The sequence below is a fragment of the Bradyrhizobium sp. NDS-1 genome (assembly GCF_032918005.1).
GTDB lineage: Bacteria > Pseudomonadota > Alphaproteobacteria > Rhizobiales > Xanthobacteraceae > Bradyrhizobium > Bradyrhizobium tunisiense.
In genome coordinates this window covers 715,202-731,574 of record NZ_CP136628.1, presented here as the reverse complement: position 1 = coordinate 731,574, position 16,373 = coordinate 715,202, and the positions used below count along the sequence as shown (strand labels likewise).

Annotated in this window: 17 protein-coding genes and 1 tRNA gene; 5 read left to right on the top strand and 13 right to left on the bottom strand. The window is 64.6% G+C overall.

Annotation, left to right across the window (positions count from 1 at the left end; translation table 11 throughout):
- The first annotated feature begins 190 nt into the window (after window positions 1-190).
- The gene (locus RX330_RS03395; protein WP_317242070.1) at window positions 191-1,582 is read left to right on the top strand and encodes an NAD-dependent succinate-semialdehyde dehydrogenase; all 1,392 of its coding nucleotides are present in this window, start codon (window positions 191-193) and stop codon (window positions 1,580-1,582) included.
- A gap of 312 nt (window positions 1,583-1,894) precedes the next feature.
- Here the strand turns inward: RX330_RS03395 and RX330_RS03390 are convergent, their stop codons facing one another.
- From RX330_RS03390 to RX330_RS03365, 6 genes are all read right to left on the bottom strand, one after another.
- A complete protein-coding gene (locus RX330_RS03390) occupies window positions 1,895-2,692 on the bottom strand; it encodes an ABC transporter permease (RefSeq protein WP_317242069.1) in 798 nt (265 codons plus the stop codon).
- On the bottom strand, window positions 2,689-3,501 hold the full coding sequence (locus tag RX330_RS03385; RefSeq protein WP_212079610.1) for an ABC transporter permease: 813 nt from the start codon (window positions 3,499-3,501) through the stop codon (window positions 2,689-2,691). The genes RX330_RS03390 and RX330_RS03385 overlap by 4 nt, the downstream gene beginning before the upstream one ends.
- Before the next feature lie 69 nt (window positions 3,502-3,570).
- Entirely contained in the window at window positions 3,571-4,617 is a 1,047-nt protein-coding gene (locus RX330_RS03380) for an ABC transporter substrate-binding protein (RefSeq protein ID WP_212079609.1), read from the bottom strand.
- 28 nt (window positions 4,618-4,645) lie between these two features.
- A complete protein-coding gene (locus tag RX330_RS03375) occupies window positions 4,646-5,953 on the bottom strand; it encodes an NAD(P)/FAD-dependent oxidoreductase (RefSeq protein WP_317242068.1) in 1,308 nt (435 codons plus the stop codon).
- A 14-nt stretch (window positions 5,954-5,967) separates the two neighbouring features.
- Window positions 5,968-6,684 carry an HAD family hydrolase gene (locus RX330_RS03370; protein ID WP_317242067.1) on the bottom strand — a complete coding sequence of 239 codons (717 nt, stop codon included), beginning with the start codon at window positions 6,682-6,684 and terminating at the stop codon, window positions 5,968-5,970.
- A gap of 36 nt (window positions 6,685-6,720) precedes the next feature.
- Entirely contained in the window at window positions 6,721-7,803 is a 1,083-nt protein-coding gene (locus RX330_RS03365; RefSeq protein WP_317242066.1) for an ABC transporter ATP-binding protein, read from the bottom strand.
- Between the two features lie 210 nt (window positions 7,804-8,013).
- Here RX330_RS03365 and RX330_RS03360 point away from each other — a divergent pair, with 210 nt between their 5' ends.
- Window positions 8,014-8,952, top strand: a complete 939-nt coding sequence (locus tag RX330_RS03360; RefSeq protein ID WP_317242065.1) for a LysR family transcriptional regulator — start codon at window positions 8,014-8,016, stop codon at window positions 8,950-8,952.
- Window positions 8,953-9,228: 276 nt separating this feature from the next.
- Here the strand turns inward: RX330_RS03360 and RX330_RS03355 are convergent.
- From RX330_RS03355 to RX330_RS03335, 5 genes are all read right to left on the bottom strand, one after another.
- Window positions 9,229-9,305: transfer RNA gene (locus tag RX330_RS03355), tRNA-Arg, on the bottom strand.
- A 102-nt stretch (window positions 9,306-9,407) separates the two neighbouring features.
- A complete protein-coding gene (locus RX330_RS03350) occupies window positions 9,408-10,364 on the bottom strand; it encodes a tripartite tricarboxylate transporter substrate-binding protein (RefSeq protein ID WP_317242064.1) in 957 nt (318 codons plus the stop codon).
- Between the two features lie 122 nt (window positions 10,365-10,486).
- Window positions 10,487-10,858 carry a dimethylsulfonioproprionate lyase family protein gene (locus tag RX330_RS03345; protein ID WP_212079603.1) on the bottom strand — a complete coding sequence of 124 codons (372 nt, stop codon included), beginning with the start codon at window positions 10,856-10,858 and terminating at the stop codon, window positions 10,487-10,489.
- Window positions 10,859-10,884: 26 nt separating this feature from the next.
- Window positions 10,885-11,523 (bottom strand): RraA family protein, encoded by a 639-nt coding sequence (locus tag RX330_RS03340; RefSeq protein ID WP_212079602.1) that lies wholly within the window; start codon window positions 11,521-11,523, stop codon window positions 10,885-10,887.
- A gap of 26 nt (window positions 11,524-11,549) precedes the next feature.
- Complete coding sequence (locus RX330_RS03335) at window positions 11,550-13,067, bottom strand: AMP-binding protein (protein ID WP_317242063.1); 1,518 nt, start codon at window positions 13,065-13,067, stop codon at window positions 11,550-11,552.
- Window positions 13,068-13,298: 231 nt separating this feature from the next.
- On the opposite strand from RX330_RS03335, the gene RX330_RS03330 reads away from it, so the two are divergent.
- Window positions 13,299-13,922 carry a hypothetical protein gene (locus RX330_RS03330; RefSeq protein WP_317242062.1) on the top strand — a complete coding sequence of 208 codons (624 nt, stop codon included), beginning with the start codon at window positions 13,299-13,301 and terminating at the stop codon, window positions 13,920-13,922.
- A gap of 98 nt (window positions 13,923-14,020) precedes the next feature.
- Here the strand turns inward: RX330_RS03330 and RX330_RS03325 are convergent, their stop codons facing one another.
- Both RX330_RS03325 and RX330_RS03320 read right to left on the bottom strand, forming a co-directional pair.
- Window positions 14,021-14,236, bottom strand: a complete 216-nt coding sequence (locus tag RX330_RS03325; RefSeq protein ID WP_317242061.1) for a hypothetical protein — start codon at window positions 14,234-14,236, stop codon at window positions 14,021-14,023.
- Between the two features lie 25 nt (window positions 14,237-14,261).
- Entirely contained in the window at window positions 14,262-15,263 is a 1,002-nt protein-coding gene (locus tag RX330_RS03320) for a 2-dehydropantoate 2-reductase (protein ID WP_212079598.1), read from the bottom strand.
- Window positions 15,264-15,425: 162 nt separating this feature from the next.
- On the opposite strand from RX330_RS03320, the gene RX330_RS03315 reads away from it, so the two are divergent.
- Together RX330_RS03315 and RX330_RS03310 are read left to right on the top strand one after the other, a co-directional pair.
- Window positions 15,426-15,998 (top strand): YidB family protein, encoded by a 573-nt coding sequence (locus RX330_RS03315; protein WP_212079597.1) that lies wholly within the window; start codon window positions 15,426-15,428, stop codon window positions 15,996-15,998.
- A gap of 31 nt (window positions 15,999-16,029) precedes the next feature.
- On the top strand, window positions 16,030-16,302 hold the full coding sequence (locus tag RX330_RS03310; RefSeq protein ID WP_244642748.1) for a GlsB/YeaQ/YmgE family stress response membrane protein: 273 nt from the start codon (window positions 16,030-16,032) through the stop codon (window positions 16,300-16,302).
- Window positions 16,303-16,373: the final 71 nt, after the last annotated feature.

Below are 16,373 nucleotides of genomic sequence, written 5' to 3'. Positions count from 1 at the left end.
GTCTCCGGATGTAGCGGCCAAATGCAGGCTGGATCAGCCGGCCAGACAGGAAGGCATCCCCCTGCACATCGATAAACGCGACATGATTCATGTCAATGTCCGAGCCGGGCTCAATCCTATGGTCCGATCGACCGGCAAGCCGACTGTGATCTGGCTTCCAACAATCTGCTCGCCCGAAAGGACCACGGACATGAGCTATGCCACCATCAATCCATATACCGGCGAGACTCTGAAGACTTTTCCCAACACGAGCGACCAGGAGGTCAGCGCCGCCATCGATCGGGCGCACGCAGCCTTTCACGCCTGGCGCGAGGTCCCCATCTCGGCACGCACGGCAGTGCTTCAAAAAGCGGCAGACATTCTGCGACGGGATCGCGATAGTTATGCGAAGCTCTTGACGCTGGAAATGGGCAAGCTCTTTGCCGAGGCCAAGGCCGAAGTCGATCTCTGCGCGCGCATCTTCGAATACTACGTCAACAATGCCGAGCAGTTGTTGCGGCCGGAGAAGCTGCCTGTCGCAGACCCGGCGGAAGGCGAGGCGATGATCGTTCACGATCCGCTCGGCGTGATCCTCGCCATCGAGCCGTGGAATTTTCCCTATTACCAGATCGCCCGCATCATCGCGCCCCAATTGTCGGTCGGAAACACCGTCCTGCTGAAGCATGCCTCGAACGTGCCCCAGAGCGCAGCAGCCTTCGAACGCATCATGCGTGAGGCCGGGCTGCCCGAGGGATGTTTCACCAAGCTCTACGCCACCCGCTCACAGGTCGAGATGATCATCAATGATCCCAGGGTCCATGGTGTCGCGCTCACCGGCTCCGAGGACGCCGGCGCGATCGTCGCCGCCCAGGCCGGCAAGGCGCTGAAGAAATCGACGATGGAGCTTGGTGGTGCCGATGCGTTCGTCGTCCTGGCCGATGCTGATCTGGAAAAGACCGTCAAATGGGCCGTGTTCGGCCGGCACTGGAATGGCGGCCAGGTCTGCGTCTCCTCCAAGCGCATGATCGTCGTGGATGAGGTGTACGATGAATTCCTGGCGCGTTATCGCAAGGGTGTCGCTGCCCTGAAGGCAGGCGACCCGTTCGATTCCGAGACGACGCTGGCGCCGCTCTCGTCACAGCACGCCGCCGACGAGATCAAGGAGAGGATTCAGCAGGCCGTGCAGCAGGGCGCCAAAGCCGAGGAGGTCGGTCCATCGGTGCCTAACCAGGGTGCGTTCGTGCAGCCGACGATTCTCACCGAGGTGACCGAGGACAATCCGGCCCGCTATTGGGAATTCTTTGGCCCGGTCTCCATGTTGTTCCGCGCCAAGGACGAGGCCGACGCCGTGCGCATCGCAAACGACTCCCCCTTCGGCCTCGGCGGCTCGGTGTTCACGTCCAACCCGAAACACGGAGCGGAAGTCGCGCGGAAGATTTCGACCGGCATGGTGTTCGTCAATCATCCGACCAAGGTGGAAGCGGACCTGCCGTTCGGCGGCATCAAGCGATCAGGCTACGGCCGCGAGCTCCTCGGGCTCGGCCTCAAGGAATTCGTCAACCACAAGCTGATCGACGTCGTGGATATCGACGCCCGCTTCTGATCGACCACCCGGATTGGGGGCGCCCATTGGCCGGCCATGATGCTTCCGAACTTCCGCTTACGGATTGGCGGCGGTTCGGGGGTCAGCATCGCGCGCATCACCTGTGCGACCGCAAGCACGCCGAGCGGTGGCAGGATCGGCTCGATGCCGCCCAACAGATCAGTCGATAGGTTGGACGGAGAAATGAACGCGATTCTCGTTCGGCACAGCTGCCGATTTCGGCAAGGTCATATCGGCTGAAGCCCGGAAATGGGGAAAGGTCGTCGAGCAGACGGGGACCAAGGTCAACTGACCGACGAACTCGAATCCCAATTATTGAAGCCTCCCCGCTGCAGCTCGTCGCCGAGTACTTGCGAGCAGCACCAGCATGAAGGAGGCCGCTGTCATCAGCGTCGATATCGCCGCGATTGTGGGATCGATTTCGTCTCGAAGCGCAGTGAACATGCGCTTGGTCAGCGGTTGGTATTGCCCGCCGGAGATGAACAGCGCGACGATGGTCTCGTCCATCGCCGAGATGAAGGCGAAGATGCCGCCCGCCGTAACGCTGGACTTGACCTGCGGCAGCGTCACCACGAAGAAGCTGCGCAGGCGGTTCATGCCGAGGCTGCGAGCCACCATCTCCTGAGCGGGATCGAAGCTCTGCAGGCCCGCCAGCACGGAGATGACGACATAAGGCAGTCCCAGCATCACGTTCGCCAGCACGAGGCCGGGCATGGTCGCGACTAGCCCGACCTTGGCATAGACGAAGAAGATGCCGACCGCGGTGATGATGATCGGCACCACCAGCGGCAACAGCAGCGTCATGTGGATGGTGCGCATGATCCGCAGCTTCGACTGGCTGATGGCATAGGCAGCGGCTACTCCAAGAGGGGTCGCGATCACGACGGTCAGCAGCGCGACCGTCAGCGTCACCCGCGTCGCCTGCATCCAGGCCGGATTCGAGAAGTATTGCTGGTACCAGCGCAGCGATAGGGATGGCGGCGGAAAGGTCAGGAAGCGCGCGCTGGAGAACGAAATCGGCGCGATGATCAGCACCGGCAGGATCAGATAGACCAGTACCAGCGCGCTGATCACGTAGAGAACGATCCGTGCGGGCGAGACGCGCATCATCTCTGCCCCAGCACGCGATCGAGCGAGATGAAGCGGCTGACGACGAAGAAGATCGCCAGCACGCCGAGGAGCAGCACCACCGCGACGGCGCTCGCCGCACCGAACTGATTGTAGAGCTCGACATTGCGGCTCACCAGCATGGACACCATCACGGTGCGTCCGCCGCCGAGTAGCTCCGGCGTGATGTAGAAGCCGAGGCAGAGCACGAACACCATGGTGCAGCCGGCGAGCACGCCCGGCAGCGACAGCGGCAGGAACACGCGAAAGAAGGTGAGCGACGGGCTTGCGCCCAGGCTGGCGCCGGCCTCCATGAGGTCGCCGGGGATCTTCTGCATCGTGGCATAGAGCGGCAGAACCATGAACGGCAGCAGGATGTGCACGGTCGCAACCACCGTGCCGAACGTATTGTGGGCCAGCGCGAGCGGCTCCGAGATCACATCGAGATAGCGCAGGAACTGGTTGATCACGCCGGTCCGCTGCAGGAGCGCCAGCCAGGCATAGGCGCGCACCAGGACGCTGGTCCAGAACGGCAGCACGACAAGCGACAGAATGAGGATGCTCCATCCCTTCGGCACCGAATTGGCGAGATATGCGATCGGATAGCCGAGCAGCAGCGCGATGGCCGTGACCGCGAGGCTGATCTCGAAGGTCAGCGCAAAACTGCGCCAGTAGACGTCTTCGGTGAAGACGCGACGGTAGTTCTCCAGCGTGAAGCCGTCCTGGTAGATCGACTGCCAGGCCAGCCAACCGACCGGCAGCACGATCAGAGCCAGGATGACCAGCAGCGCCGGCGACACCAATGCCAGCATAAGACCGTGCTCACGGCGCTGATGCTTTTGGGAGGGATCTGGCACGGATGTCGTCAACGCTCGCTCCATCTATTTCTGCATGAACGACGCCCAGCGCTTCTCGGCGGCCTCTCCGGCCGACGAGGACCACCAGGCATAGGACATCAGCGCCTGCTTGGCCGCATTGGCCGGCTCGCTCGGCAATTGCGCGGCGCGCTCGGGCTTGATCACGTTCGTCTCGAACGCCTTGGGATTGCCCGGGCCATAATCGATGTGGAGCGGCAGGTTGGCCTGATGTACGGGGTCGACGGCCTCGTTGAGGAATTTCACGGCCGTGGCGAGATTGGGCGCACCCTTGAGGATGCAGAGCGAGGTGCTCTGCAGGATGCCCTGATTGTAGGTGAAGGCGACCTTGGCACCCTCCTTGGCGACCGCGCTGACGCGACCGTTCCACGCCATCTCCATGTCGACCTCACCGTCGTTGAGCAGCTGTGCCGACTGCGCGCCCGAGGTCCACCACACCGTGATGTGCGGCTTGATCTCCTCCAGCTTCTTGAAGGCGCGGTCCACGTCGAGCGGATAGAGCTTGTCCGGCGCAACGCCGTCGGCCATCAACGCGGCCTCGAGCGTCGCGAACGGGTGGTTGCGCAGTGCGCGGCGGCCGGGAAATTTCTTCACGTCCCAGAAGTCGGCCCAGCTGTTCGGCGCGTCCTTCGCAAAGGTCTTCTGGCTGTAGGCCAGCACGCTGGAATAGAACTCGTAGGACACCGAATAGGGACTGCGATATGCCTCCGGCATCGCGGCACCGTTCGGAATCTTCGAGAAATCGAGCTTCTCGATCAGGCCCTGCTCGCCGCCGCGCAGGCAGTTGCCGGTCGGCGTGTCGACCACGTCCCAAATCGGCTTGCCGCTGCCGACCTGGGTCTTGATCGCGGGCCAGGCGTCGGGAATGGAATCCTGGTTGATGGTGATGCCGAGCTTCTTGGCGGAGGGATCGAGGATCGCCACCGTTTGCGCCTGCTGATAGGCGCCGCCTTGCGAGACGAAGGTGATTTGCTCGGCCGCATCGGCCGCACTGGTCAATCCGATTGCGCCCGCCAGGGCGCAGCCCAGTCCAAGATTCCGCTTCATGTTCATCCTCTCCTCCTCCGTCGCCAAAATGATCTCACCGGCCGATCGCATCGAGAAACTGGTACCAGCCGGCGACCATGCGCACGGCGGGCTCGCGTAGCGGATAGAACGGAATGGTTTTCATGCGCCTGACATCGAGCAGGCCGACGTCGGGCGTCTCGCCGCGCACGAGGGCAGCGAGATAGCGCCCCATCAGGCTCGACATCGCAACGCCAGCGCCGTTGTAGCCCATCGAGACCAGCGTGCGCTCGTCGAGCCGGCCGATATGCGGCACCGAGTCCAGCGTCATCGCGACGAGGCCCGACCAGCTGTATTCGAGCCGAATATCGGCGAGATCAGGGAAGATCCCGACCATCGCCTTGCGCAACGCGTCGAACGCGGCTTGCGAGTCCTCTTTGCCGAAGGCACCGCGGCCGCCGAAGATGACGCGATTGTCGACCATGCGGAACCAGCGCATCATGCGCTTGGTCTCGGTATAGGTGCGCCCAGTCGGCATCAGTTTTCCCGCGAGATTGCGCGGCAGCTTCTCGGTGGCGACCATGGCGCTGCGAAACGGGATCAGCGTGCGCTGCAGATGCGCGGTGGCACTGGTCAGGTCGGAGTAGCTATTGGTGGCGATGATTGCCTGTTTGGCGCGGATCGTTCCTCGTGGCGTCTCGGCGACGATGCCACCGTCCTCACGCCGTAGTTCGGTGACCGGCGACTGCTGGTAGATCGGCACGCCCCGGCGCGCCAGGCCATCGGCAAGTCCGCGCAGATAGTTCAGCGGGTGGATGCCGCCCGAGCCGGGATTGAGCACGCCGCCGACAAAGATGTCGGAGCCGGTCTCCTCGCGCACGCCGTTCTTGTCGAGAATGCGGACCTCGGCCGAACCCATCTCGCGCGTCATCCAATTGGCTTCTTCTATCGCGGCCCGGAGTGTCGTCTCGTTATGTGCGGCCTTGACCTGACCGGTGCGCGTCAGGTTCGCGCCGGCGATGCCGAACTCAGACACCAGTTCCTCGACCATGTCGGTGGATTCATGCGCGATCTCGTACATGCGCCGCGCCATGGCGCGGCCGTGCACGGCGTCGATCTCGCGGAACGACAGGCGAAATTTTGCGGTGATAACGCCGCCATTGCGCCCGCTCGCGCCCCAGCCAGGACGGTTCGCCTCGAGCACGACGGGCGACAGGCCGCTCTTGGCGACGTGGTGCGCGGCGGAGAGGCCCGTGTAGCCGGCACCGATGATCACCACATCGGCTTGGCACTCGCCCGACAGCACGGGATAGTCGCGCGCCGGCTCCGCCGTGGCTTCCCACAGCGAATTGGCCGATGGCAGCGCGCTCCGGTCCCGTGTCATGCCGCCGCTCACCGCTACGCCGCCGGACCGATCGCGGCGTCCGCGAGGGCCTTCAGGGTCGGGAAATGGAAGTCCGGCTTGGTCAGCGTCTCGACCGCCGGCGTGCCGCCGAAGCCGGCGATACCCTGGCGGCGCTCGATCCAGCACACCTTGTAGCCGAGCTTCCGCGCAATGCCGATGTCGTGATACTGGCTCTGCGCGACGTGTAGAATGTCGGACTGCTTGTAGCCGAAGGCGGATTGGCGACCTTTGTTGTAGGCGAAGAATTCCGGATTCGGTTTTGCCACCCCGGTATCGTCGGCGCAGACCGTGTCGTCGAAGGGATTGCCGAGCGCATGCGCGTAGCAGGACAGCGCGACGCGGTCGGCATTGGTCATCGCCACCAGGCGGAACTTGGTGCGCAGGCGCTTCAAGGCCTCGACCGAATCCGGGAACGGGCCCCAGCGCAGCACGGCGAGCTGGAACACATCGCAAGACGCGTCGTCGGCAGGCAGCCCGAGATCCTTGGCCAGATAGCGATAGACGTGGAACATTACCTCGCTGGAGCGCTCATAGTGCTTGTCGCGGCCACGCTTGTAGGATTCGAAGATCATTTCGTCGCTGAGCTCGGCAGGCGTCTTGCCGGAGATTTTGCGAACTGCTGCGAGCACACCGCTTTCGAAGTCGATCAAGGTGCCGACGACGTCGAAAGTGAGAACCTTGAAATTGCTGAACGCGGCTTGGGTCGACATCTGGCTTCTTCTCTCTGGTTGGTCCCGGCTTCAAGTTCAGTCCCCCACCCGGGGCACGACGATGGTGTCCTCGGGATGGAGCGCGACAGTGAGGCTGCCGCCGAGCGGCGGGATGCGGCTATGGGCCTGGTGATAGGCCGGCTGGCGCAGGCTGAGCGCAACGCCGCCGTCCAGCGCCAGGAAGATGCGCAGGCTCTCGCCCTGATAGACGACGTCGGTGACCGTCCCGGTCAACCGGTTGCAGGCGCCATCCTGCGCACCATCGTCGATCAGAAGCTTCTCGCTGTGCACGGCCAGCATCAGCGCATCGCCGTCCGGAATGGCGCGCGCGGTGCGCAGCAAGACGTTGCCGAGTGCGACGCTGGACGCATCGACGCGGCGAACAGGCAGCATCGTCGCCTCGCCAATGAAGCTGGCGACGAACGAATCGGCAGGATGGTCGTGCAGCCGCTCGGGCGCGTCGATCTGGACCAGCCGGCCGTCCTTCATCACGGCGACGCGGTCGCTCATGGTCAGCGCCTCGCGCTGGTCGTGGGTGACGTAGATGATGGTGGCGCCGATGCGTTTGTGCAGCGCGCGCAGCTCGATCTGCATGGATTCGCGCAGTTGCTTGTCGAGCGCGGAGAGCGGCTCGTCCATCAGGATCAGGCGCGGCTCGAAGATCATGGCGCGTGCGAGTGCGACGCGCTGGCGCTGGCCGCCGGAAAGCTGCGCGATGCCGCGCTCTTCATAGCCGGCAAGGCCGACCATACCGAGTGCCGCGCGCACCTTGTCCGGCCAGGAGGCCTTCGGCAGGCGCCGCGCGCGCAGGGGAAAGGCGACGTTCTCTCCGACGCTCATGTGAGGGAACAGCGCATAGTTCTGGAACACGACGCCGATGCCGCGCTTGTGCGGCGGCATGTAGGTGACGTCGCGCCCGCCAAAAAGGATTGTGCCTGACGTCGGCAGGATGAAGCCGCCCAAAATGCCGAGCAGCGTGGTCTTGCCGGAGCCGGAGGGGCCGAGCAGGGAGACGAACTCGCCGGCGCCGACATTGAGGGACACGTCGTCAAGGGCGCGCAACGCGCCGTAAGCTTTGCTCGCGGACCTGATTTCGACGCTTTCCGCTCGCTTGTCCAACGATCGACCTCGCCATGTCCTGCAATGGCGTGCCTCACTGCACGCCATAAGCCTGCTTTATAGACAGGGGTGTGAGCACGCGCCGTCCAAAGCGTGCACCGCGCCAAATCTTCTTCCGATGCCCCTATGGTCAGGCAGTCGTCTCGATGACACCAGACTTGGCAAAAGTCGGCAATTGCCAAATTCTCACGCGGCTCATAACATGACGTTATGCCAGAGCTCCGCCGCATGCTGCCCTCCAGCAACGCCCTGTTCGTCTTCGACGCCGCGGCGCGCAATGGCAGTTTCACCGCCGCAGCCGCCGAATTGAACGTCACGCAGCCGGCGGTGAGCCGCATGCTCGGACAGCTCGAGGAGCATCTCGGCGTCCGCCTGTTCGACCGCAAGGCGGGCCGTGCCGTGCTCTCCGAAGAGGGCGAGCTCCTGTATCGCCGCGTGCTCGAAGGTTTCCGCAGCATCGAGAGCGGGCTCGTCGAGATCGAGCGGCGCCGCAAGGGCACCGAGACGGTGACGCTGTCGGTCTCGTCCGCCTTCACCACGCATTGGCTGATGCCGCGCATCGACAAGCTGCAGAAGCAGTTTCCGCAAGTGGATCTGCGCTTCCAGCTCATCTCCGGCGCGCTGCGCGGGCCGGTGGAGAATGTCGATCTCGGCATGCGCTTCCGCGATCGCGACGAGCCATCCTCCGGCGGCACGCTGATCATGAAGGAAGTCATGCTGCCGATGTGCAGCCCCGGCTATCTCGGCGAGTCCGATCCCACCGAAGGCAATACCATCATTCGTCTCGGGGAGACGCCGGGTGATTGGGCCGCCGACTACGCCTCGCTTCTCACGGGGCGGCGCGGGGCGGCCAAAGCGCTCAGCTTCACCGACTATGCCGTCGTGGTGCAGGCTGCGCTGCTCGGCCAGGGCATCGCGCTCGGCTGGCTGACGGTCACCTCGCACTGGCTGCTCACCGGCGCGCTGGTGCCGGCCTCCGACACGCTCGCCACTACGCGCCGCATCTGCGAATTCCTGCCGCCGCGCAACCGCTTGATGCGGCCGATCGCCGCCGAGATCCGAGATTGGATCATCGCGCAGATGCGAAAAGAGGTGGCCGCGATCGACCGGCAGTATCCGCAACTTGGATTGGTGTCTGCTTGCTACTGAGCTTGCGGGATGAGTTCGCCGAGGCTTCTTCGGTCCGACCCGACGCCGAAGAGAGTCCACGGGTCCTCGAATGAGCCGCGAGGGACATCAAACGTTGATATGAGGCGGCTTCACGCGCTCGCGACTGGAGCAGACGTCACTCCATGTAACCCCTTGTAATTACACGTACTGGACGGAGCTTTGGGAATCGGTCCCGAGACACCGAAATCGGCGCCGGGACGGAGCGCGTACGGGAGGGAAAGGCCCGTGGCTATTGTGTTTCTTGCATCGAAAAACTGGCGATCCCGGCATGACTCGAACATGCGACCTACGGTTTAGGAAACCGTCGCTCTATCCGGCTGAGCTACGGGACCGCGGAACCCGCTCCTAGACGGGTTGCCTGAGGGTGTACATATCAAAGCGGCGGCGGGATCGGAAGCCCCGCCGCGCCCCATGCGCAAAGACTGCTGCGAGCCCTACGCTTTGATATTATTGTCCTTCACCACCTTGCCCCAAAAGGCGACCTGCTTGTCGAAGAAGGTCTTGAAGGCGGCGCCGTCCTGGAGCAGCAGCGTCATGTGCTGCGTCTCCTTGAGCTGGGTGGCGGTCGCGGGCTCGCTCAGGATCTCCCTGGACGCCGCCGCGAAGGCCGCGACGATGTCAGGCGGCGTGCCTGCGGGCGCGAAGATGCCCCACCAGGCCAGCGTCTCGAAATCGGGAAAGCCCGCCTCGATCGCGGTCTGGGTATCAGGCAGGGCCGGCAGCCGCTCGCGGCCGAGCTGCAGGATCGGACGCAGCATGTTGGTCCCGAGCTGGGCGGCGACCAGCGCCGCCGATCCCGCGATGAGATCGACATGGCCACCGAGCACGTCGTTCATCGCCGGGCCGCCGCCGCGATAGGGCACGTGCATAATCTCGACGCCGGCCTTGCTGCCGAGCACGGTCATGGCGAGATGGCCGAGCGTGCCGATGCCGACAGAGGCATATTTCACCGCACCGGGCTTCGCCTTGCAGGCCGCCACGACGTCGGCAAAACTCTTATAGGGACGATCGGCACCCGCCGCGATCACGTAGGGCGCGGTGCCGATCAGCAGCACCGGCATCAGCTCCCGCTCGACGTCCACCGGCGGCTTGTCGAGGATGGACGGAATCACCGCGTGGGAATCGAAGGTGACCAGGAAGGTCGAGCCGTCCGCCGGGCTCTTGGCGGCCTGCGCCGCACCGAGCGCGCCGGCGGCGCCCGATTTGTTCTCGACCACGACGATGCGGCCGAGCTTGGTTTGCAGATTGGTCTGCAGCAGCCGCGCCATCGCATCGGTCGAGCCGCCCGGCGGAAACGGCACCACCAGCGTGATCTTGCCGGCCTGTGCCAGCGCCGGCGTCATTGCGAGAATGGCCGGCGCGGCCAGCAGCGTGCGTCGTGTGATCGTCATGGTCCCCTCCCTTGTGGTGCGCCCGGCTTTTGCTCTTTGGCGCTGCAGCATGATCCGGAAAAGTGTGTAGCGGTTTTCCGACAAGATCATGCTCAAAAGATGCATCTAAAGCGCAAAGCGCTTTAGCTCGTGCCGAAGCCCGACCCGGCTTTCTTGTATTCTGGCCGAGGCGGACTGAAGATGTCCAGCACCCGCGCGCCGTCGGCGCCAGCGCGCATGGTGTGCGGCACGTTGCCCGGGGTACGCCAGAAATCGCCCTTCTTCACTGGGATTTCCTCGTCGCCCTGAACGCGGATGGCCGAGCCGTCCAGCAGCACGCCCCATTGCTCCTCGGGATGATGGTGCAGGGTGCCTTGCGCATGCGGCGCCAGCGTCACCACCGACAGCATCGCCTGCTCGCCGGAGAAGATGCGCGTGGTCACGCCTGCCGCGAGCTCGCGAAACAGCCCATCGCTGGGATCGTCGATGTTGTGGAATTCTTCTTTTTGACTCACGTCGTCCTCCCTTTGCTCCCGCCTGATCAGGATTTGCCGTACGACCCCTGGTAGCGGCCCTCGCGGATCGCCTTCAGTGTCTCCTCCTCGCGCGCGACCTGGGTGCGGACGGCGTCCAGCAGCGCGGCGGCACCCGCGGCGGGAAACGACACCACGCCGTCCTCGTCGCCGACAACGATGTCGCCGGGCGCAATCACGCTGCCGCCGATCGTCACAGGCACGTTGATCTCGCCGGGACCGTTCTTGTAGGGGCCGCGATGGATCACCGCGCGGGCGTAGCAGGGAAAGTCGTCGGCCGCGAAAGCGGCGACATCGCGGATCGCGCCGTCGATGACGTAACCTTCCGCTTTGCGCCACTGCGCGATGTTCTTCATGATCTCGCCGACCAGCGCGCGCGTCTCGTCGCCGCCGCCATCGACCACGATGACGTCGCCTGGACCGACCAGATCGAGGGCGCGGTGGATGGCGAGATTGTCGCCGGGACGGGTCCGCACGGTGAAGGCCGTGCCCACCAGCTTAGCCCCGCGATGATAGGGCTTCAGCCCGACCGCGCCGGGCAGGCGGGCGAGATTGTCAGAAATGACCGACGTCGGTGCACCTCGAAAGCCCTCGATGATCTCGGCCGGCGGCTTCGGCACGCTGTTCGCTGCGATGTGAATCGTCATGTCAAAGAATCCTTTCGTCACTTTTCTTATTCGGCGTGCGCCGGCGCCTTGGAAGGCCAAATCCGGAAGGCGCGCCCTTCCTTCATCCACGCCGCGCGCTCGTCGCGCAACAGGGTGCGGCGGACTTTACCGGAATCATCGCGCGGCGGGACGCTGACGATCTCGAAACTCTCCGGATGCTTGTAGCGGCTAAGCCGGTCCTTCAGGAACTCTGCCGTGCCGTCGGCGATGGCCTGGCCGTCGGCGTCGCCTTCCGGCTCGATGATGGCATGCACGCGCTGGCCCAATTCCGCATCAGGCAAGCCGACCACCACGCAGGACCGCACGCCGGGACATTCGGAGACGGCAGCCTCGACCTCGGCCGGGTAGATGTTGGCGCCGCCGCGGAGCACCATGTCGGCGAGGCGGTCCCCGAGATAGAGATAGCCTTCCGCATCCAGCCGGCCGATGTCGCCGAGCGATTCCCAGCCGTCGGAGCGGCGCTTCGGCTCGGCGCCGAGATAGTGGTAGGTGGCGTCCTTGCCGTCGTTGTTGAGGAAATAGATCTCGCCGGTCTCGCCGGGCGCGACGTCGTTGCCGTCCTCGCCGATGATACGAAGCTTCGCCATGTCGCCGATCCTGCCGACCGAGCCCTTGTGCGTCAGCCATTCGGTGCCGGAGATGATGCAGGCGCCCTGGCGCTCGGTGCCGCCATAGAGCTCCCAGATTCGTTCCGGTCCGAGCCAGGCGATCCAGTTCTCCTTCAGCCAGGGCGGCATCGGAGCAGCCATGTGGAACACCGTCTGCAGGCTCGACAGATCGTAGGCGCTGCGCACGCGCTCCGGCATTGCCCAGATCCGATGCATCATGGTCGGCACGAAATTGACCCATTGCACGCGCTCGCGCTCGATCTGCCGCAACGTCTCCTCGGCGTCGAACTTGACGAGACCGGTGAGCTGGCCTCCCACGAACAGCGCATAATGCGACACGATGAACGGCGCATTGTGATAGAGCGGACCGGGATTGAGCAGCGAGACTCCGACGGGCATGTTGAGCGGCGGCGCGGCAACAGTGTCGGTCACCGCCGGATGGTGGTCGAGGATCACTTTCGGGCGGCCGGTCGAGCCGCCTGAAGTCATGGCTTTCCAGTAGCGCGCAACCGGGGGCGTCAGCGGCTCATCCGAAAATCCGTCCGGCACGAAATCAGCCGGCAGACGGTTCGGCGCGTTCCAGTCGGCCTCGCCGCCGACCACCAGCGCAGGCTTGAGAATGTCGAGCACGGCGGCGGCTTCGCCGCGCGGCAGCCGCCATGACAGCGACGTCGGCGTCGCGCCGCACTTCCACACCGCGAAGGAGGTCTCGAAGAACGCGTTGCCGTTGGGCAATCCGATCGCAACGAAATCGCCGGGCTTGACGCCCTTTGCCATGAACGCCCGCGCGCGCCGGTTGGCACCGCGCTCGAGCTCGTCCCATGTCAGCGCGTCCTGCCCATGGCGAACGGCGATCGTGCCGTGTGGTTTGCGCTCAGCGTACCAGCGTGGCACGTCGGACAGGGGCAGCAACATCAGGCGGTTTCCATTTCGTTTTCTTGGCGTCGCCTCGGATGAGCGCGCTCGCGGGGCGAGTGTAGCAGCCGGCCGGCACGGCGCTGTGACTCCTGCGCCACGTCAAGCACAAAATGTCAGCATCACAGCCATGTATTTCCCAGGTTCCATGGGTGACAAGCCGGCAATAAAGAGGCAAAAATCTGGCTCGACTCAGTTCGGGTTGAGTTTTGCAAGGAATGCTCTCGTAGAATGTCGTCGGTGATTGCATTGCGTCGTGCGGCGCTGCTTCTCGTTGCCGCAGCAGGATTTTTTCTGCTGACACTGCCGCATGCCCAGGCGCAATGGTGGAAACGCGCGCCGGTCGATTTCGAGGAATGCGCCGACGCCGCCGAGAAGGCCGCGACCAAGGCCGAGAAGACATCCGCGCTTGCCGATTGCAACGCCAAGTTCGCCGGCCGCCGCAAGCCGGGCGGCGGCTATGCCTATTACGACTTCCTGCAGGATCGCACCTTCGACATCGCCGGGCCCAATCCGACGCCGGAGGAGCAGAAGAAGATCGACGAGGCCTACACCGCCTATCTCGCCAGAGAGCGCCGCAACAACGAAGCCGCCCAGGCCGCCGCGCGTCAACAGCGCGAGCTGCAGGAGCAACAGGTGCGGCAACTCCAGCAGGTCGCGTTGCGGACCGAGGTCGAGCGCGTGCCCATCCCCGTCGAGCGGCCGAAGGTGCAGCAGACCATAGGTCAGCGTCCGAAGGGCGCGCCATGCACCAAGGGCTCATTCTCCTGCGAATGGCCGCGGCTATCGGAAAGCTTGAACGATCTGAAGAAGCTGTTCAACCCGACGCCGAGCAAGCCGGCGAAGAAGAGCTGAGTTTTCTCGCACCGACCTGTGGGGTAGGCAAAGTGCCCACCACACCGGCAAGACGAAACAGGATGGTGGGCACGCTTCGCTTTGCCCACCCTACAAATTCAATGGGGATGCTTCTTCTTGCTGCGCTTCGGCTTGACCACCGGCGCCGTCGCTGGCTCGGCGACTGTCTGCGAACTCCCCAACTGCGACCGGCTTTCCTGCAATCGCCTGTCATAGCCGGGCGAGTTCATAACCGTCGGCGGTCTCGCATAGGCCAGCGTCGATGCGCCGCAGAATGCGGCCAGCGCGAGCCCGATCACACAACCACGGTTCATCGCGTTCCTCCTTCGCTCTCGAGCACTACCCGCGAATTTCCTGCGGCGTCAGGCGGGACGGTCCGTTGCCGTCCGCCTCGGCTTGCTTGATCAGCGCAACAATGCGGCGCATCAGCGGCACATCGACATGGTTTTGCTCGGCGAGGGCGATGACGGCACCCTGGAGATAGTCGATCTCGGTCTTGCGGCCCTGTTTCAGGTCCTGCCACATCGACGAGCGCGCCTCGGGATCGATCTTCATGGTCCGTCCCAGGATCGCGTTGAAGATCATGTCGGGCAATCTGAGCAATGTCGGGGACCAGTTCATCGGAATTGGCGTCGCCGAGACCGGTGCGATGCCGGCGGCCTTCAGCGCGGCGAGCCCCTCGGCCATCTGGTCCGCGAACAGCCTGCGCCAGTCTCGGTTGGCCAGTTGCGCGGCGAGCGGCATGTCGGACAGCGCGCTGAGCGCGTTGTTCAGATTGATGATCAGCTTGCCCCATTGCACGCCGGTGATGTCACCGCTTGCACGCATGGCGAGGCCAGGCACCGAGAGCGCGGCGGCCGTGTTCTCGGCGTCCTCGCCGATATGAATGTCGCCGGAGGTCGAGCGATGAAAGCGCCCCTCGCCCATCGCAATCACGTTGAACGGCACCATGCCGGCGAGCACGCGGCGGTCGCCGAGCCGTTCGCGCAGCACCGCGACGTTGCCGACGCCGTTCTGAAGCGAAACGACGACGGCATCCTCCGGCGCGTGCTGCGCGATCTGATCGGCGACATCGGCGGTGTCGGCGCTCTTGACCGTGACCAGCACGATGCCGGCGCTGTGCAGGATCGAAGGATCCTCCGACAGCGCGAGCTGGCCCGCGCCGAGCTTCCTCTCGGAGCCGTCGAAATCGGTCAGCCGCAGACCAAATCGCTCGATCTCGGTCTTCACCCGCGGTCGCACCAGCAGCGCGACGCGGCGGCCCGCGGCCGCCAGCATGCCGCCGACGAAGCAGCCGATGGCACCCGCGCCAGCCACCACGATCGGTCGATCCGTCATCACCTCGCCTTGCTCCCTGAACGACCCGCCTTCGATAGCAGAGGCGAGGCCGGCAACCAATCGCGGCGCATGCGCCTTGTAACCGTCATGAGAGCCCCATATGTTTTCGCCCCGGGGGCTGTCATCGGCGAGCGCTCGCCGAACGAGACGCCAAAGGAGAGCACCATGGGTCTACTCGACGTCCTCAACGGCATGCAGAACGGCCCGCGCGGTCCCTCTACGCCTAGCTCCGAGAAATCTTCCGGCGGCATGTCGCCGATGACCATGGCGCTGCTTGGCCTGCTCGCCTGGAAGGCGTTCAAGCACATGACGTCGAACCAGTCCGGCACGGCGCCGCAACCGTCGCCGACGCCTGCCCCGCCGCCGGTGAACGCGGACAGCGGCGGTCTTGGCGGTCTCGGAGGCCTGCTCAAGGGCGGCCTCGGCGGCTTGCTCGCCGGCGGCGCGGCCGGCACCGTGCTCAGCGGCGGCCTTGGCGATCTCCTCAACCAGCTCCAGCAAGGCGGCCACAGCGAGGCCGCGAATTCCTGGGTCGGCAAGGGCGAGAACAAGCCGATCGCACCGGGCGATCTCGCCAGCGCGCTCGGCGCCGACCAGATCGAGAGCCTGTCAGCCCAGAGCGGCCTGTCGCGCGACGAATTGCTCAACGGCCTCAGCCAGTATCTGCCGCAGGTGATCGATCATTTGACACCGGACGGACGGCTGCCGACCGAGAACGAGATCTCGGGCAGACTTTGATCGACGCGCTTTCGGGAAGGGGAGCACACTCATGAGCATGGGCGGCCTGTTGTGGATCATCGTCGTCGGCTTCATCGCCGGCCTCATCGCGCGCTGGCTGGCGCCGGGACCGAATAACCCGAGCGGCTTCATCCTCACCACCATCCTCGGCATCGCCGGCGCATTTCTCGCGACCTTCATCGGCCAGGCCATTGGTCACTACAGTCCCGACCAGGGCGCGGGCTTCATCATGGCCACCATCGGCGCAGTCGTGGTGCTGTTCATCTGGAACCGCCTGGTGGCGCGCGGCGTGATCAAGGGGTGACCAAACTCGGTGTCGTCCCGGACAAGCGCGCCCTAAGCGCGCGCAGATCCGGGACCCATAGCCACAGGCGG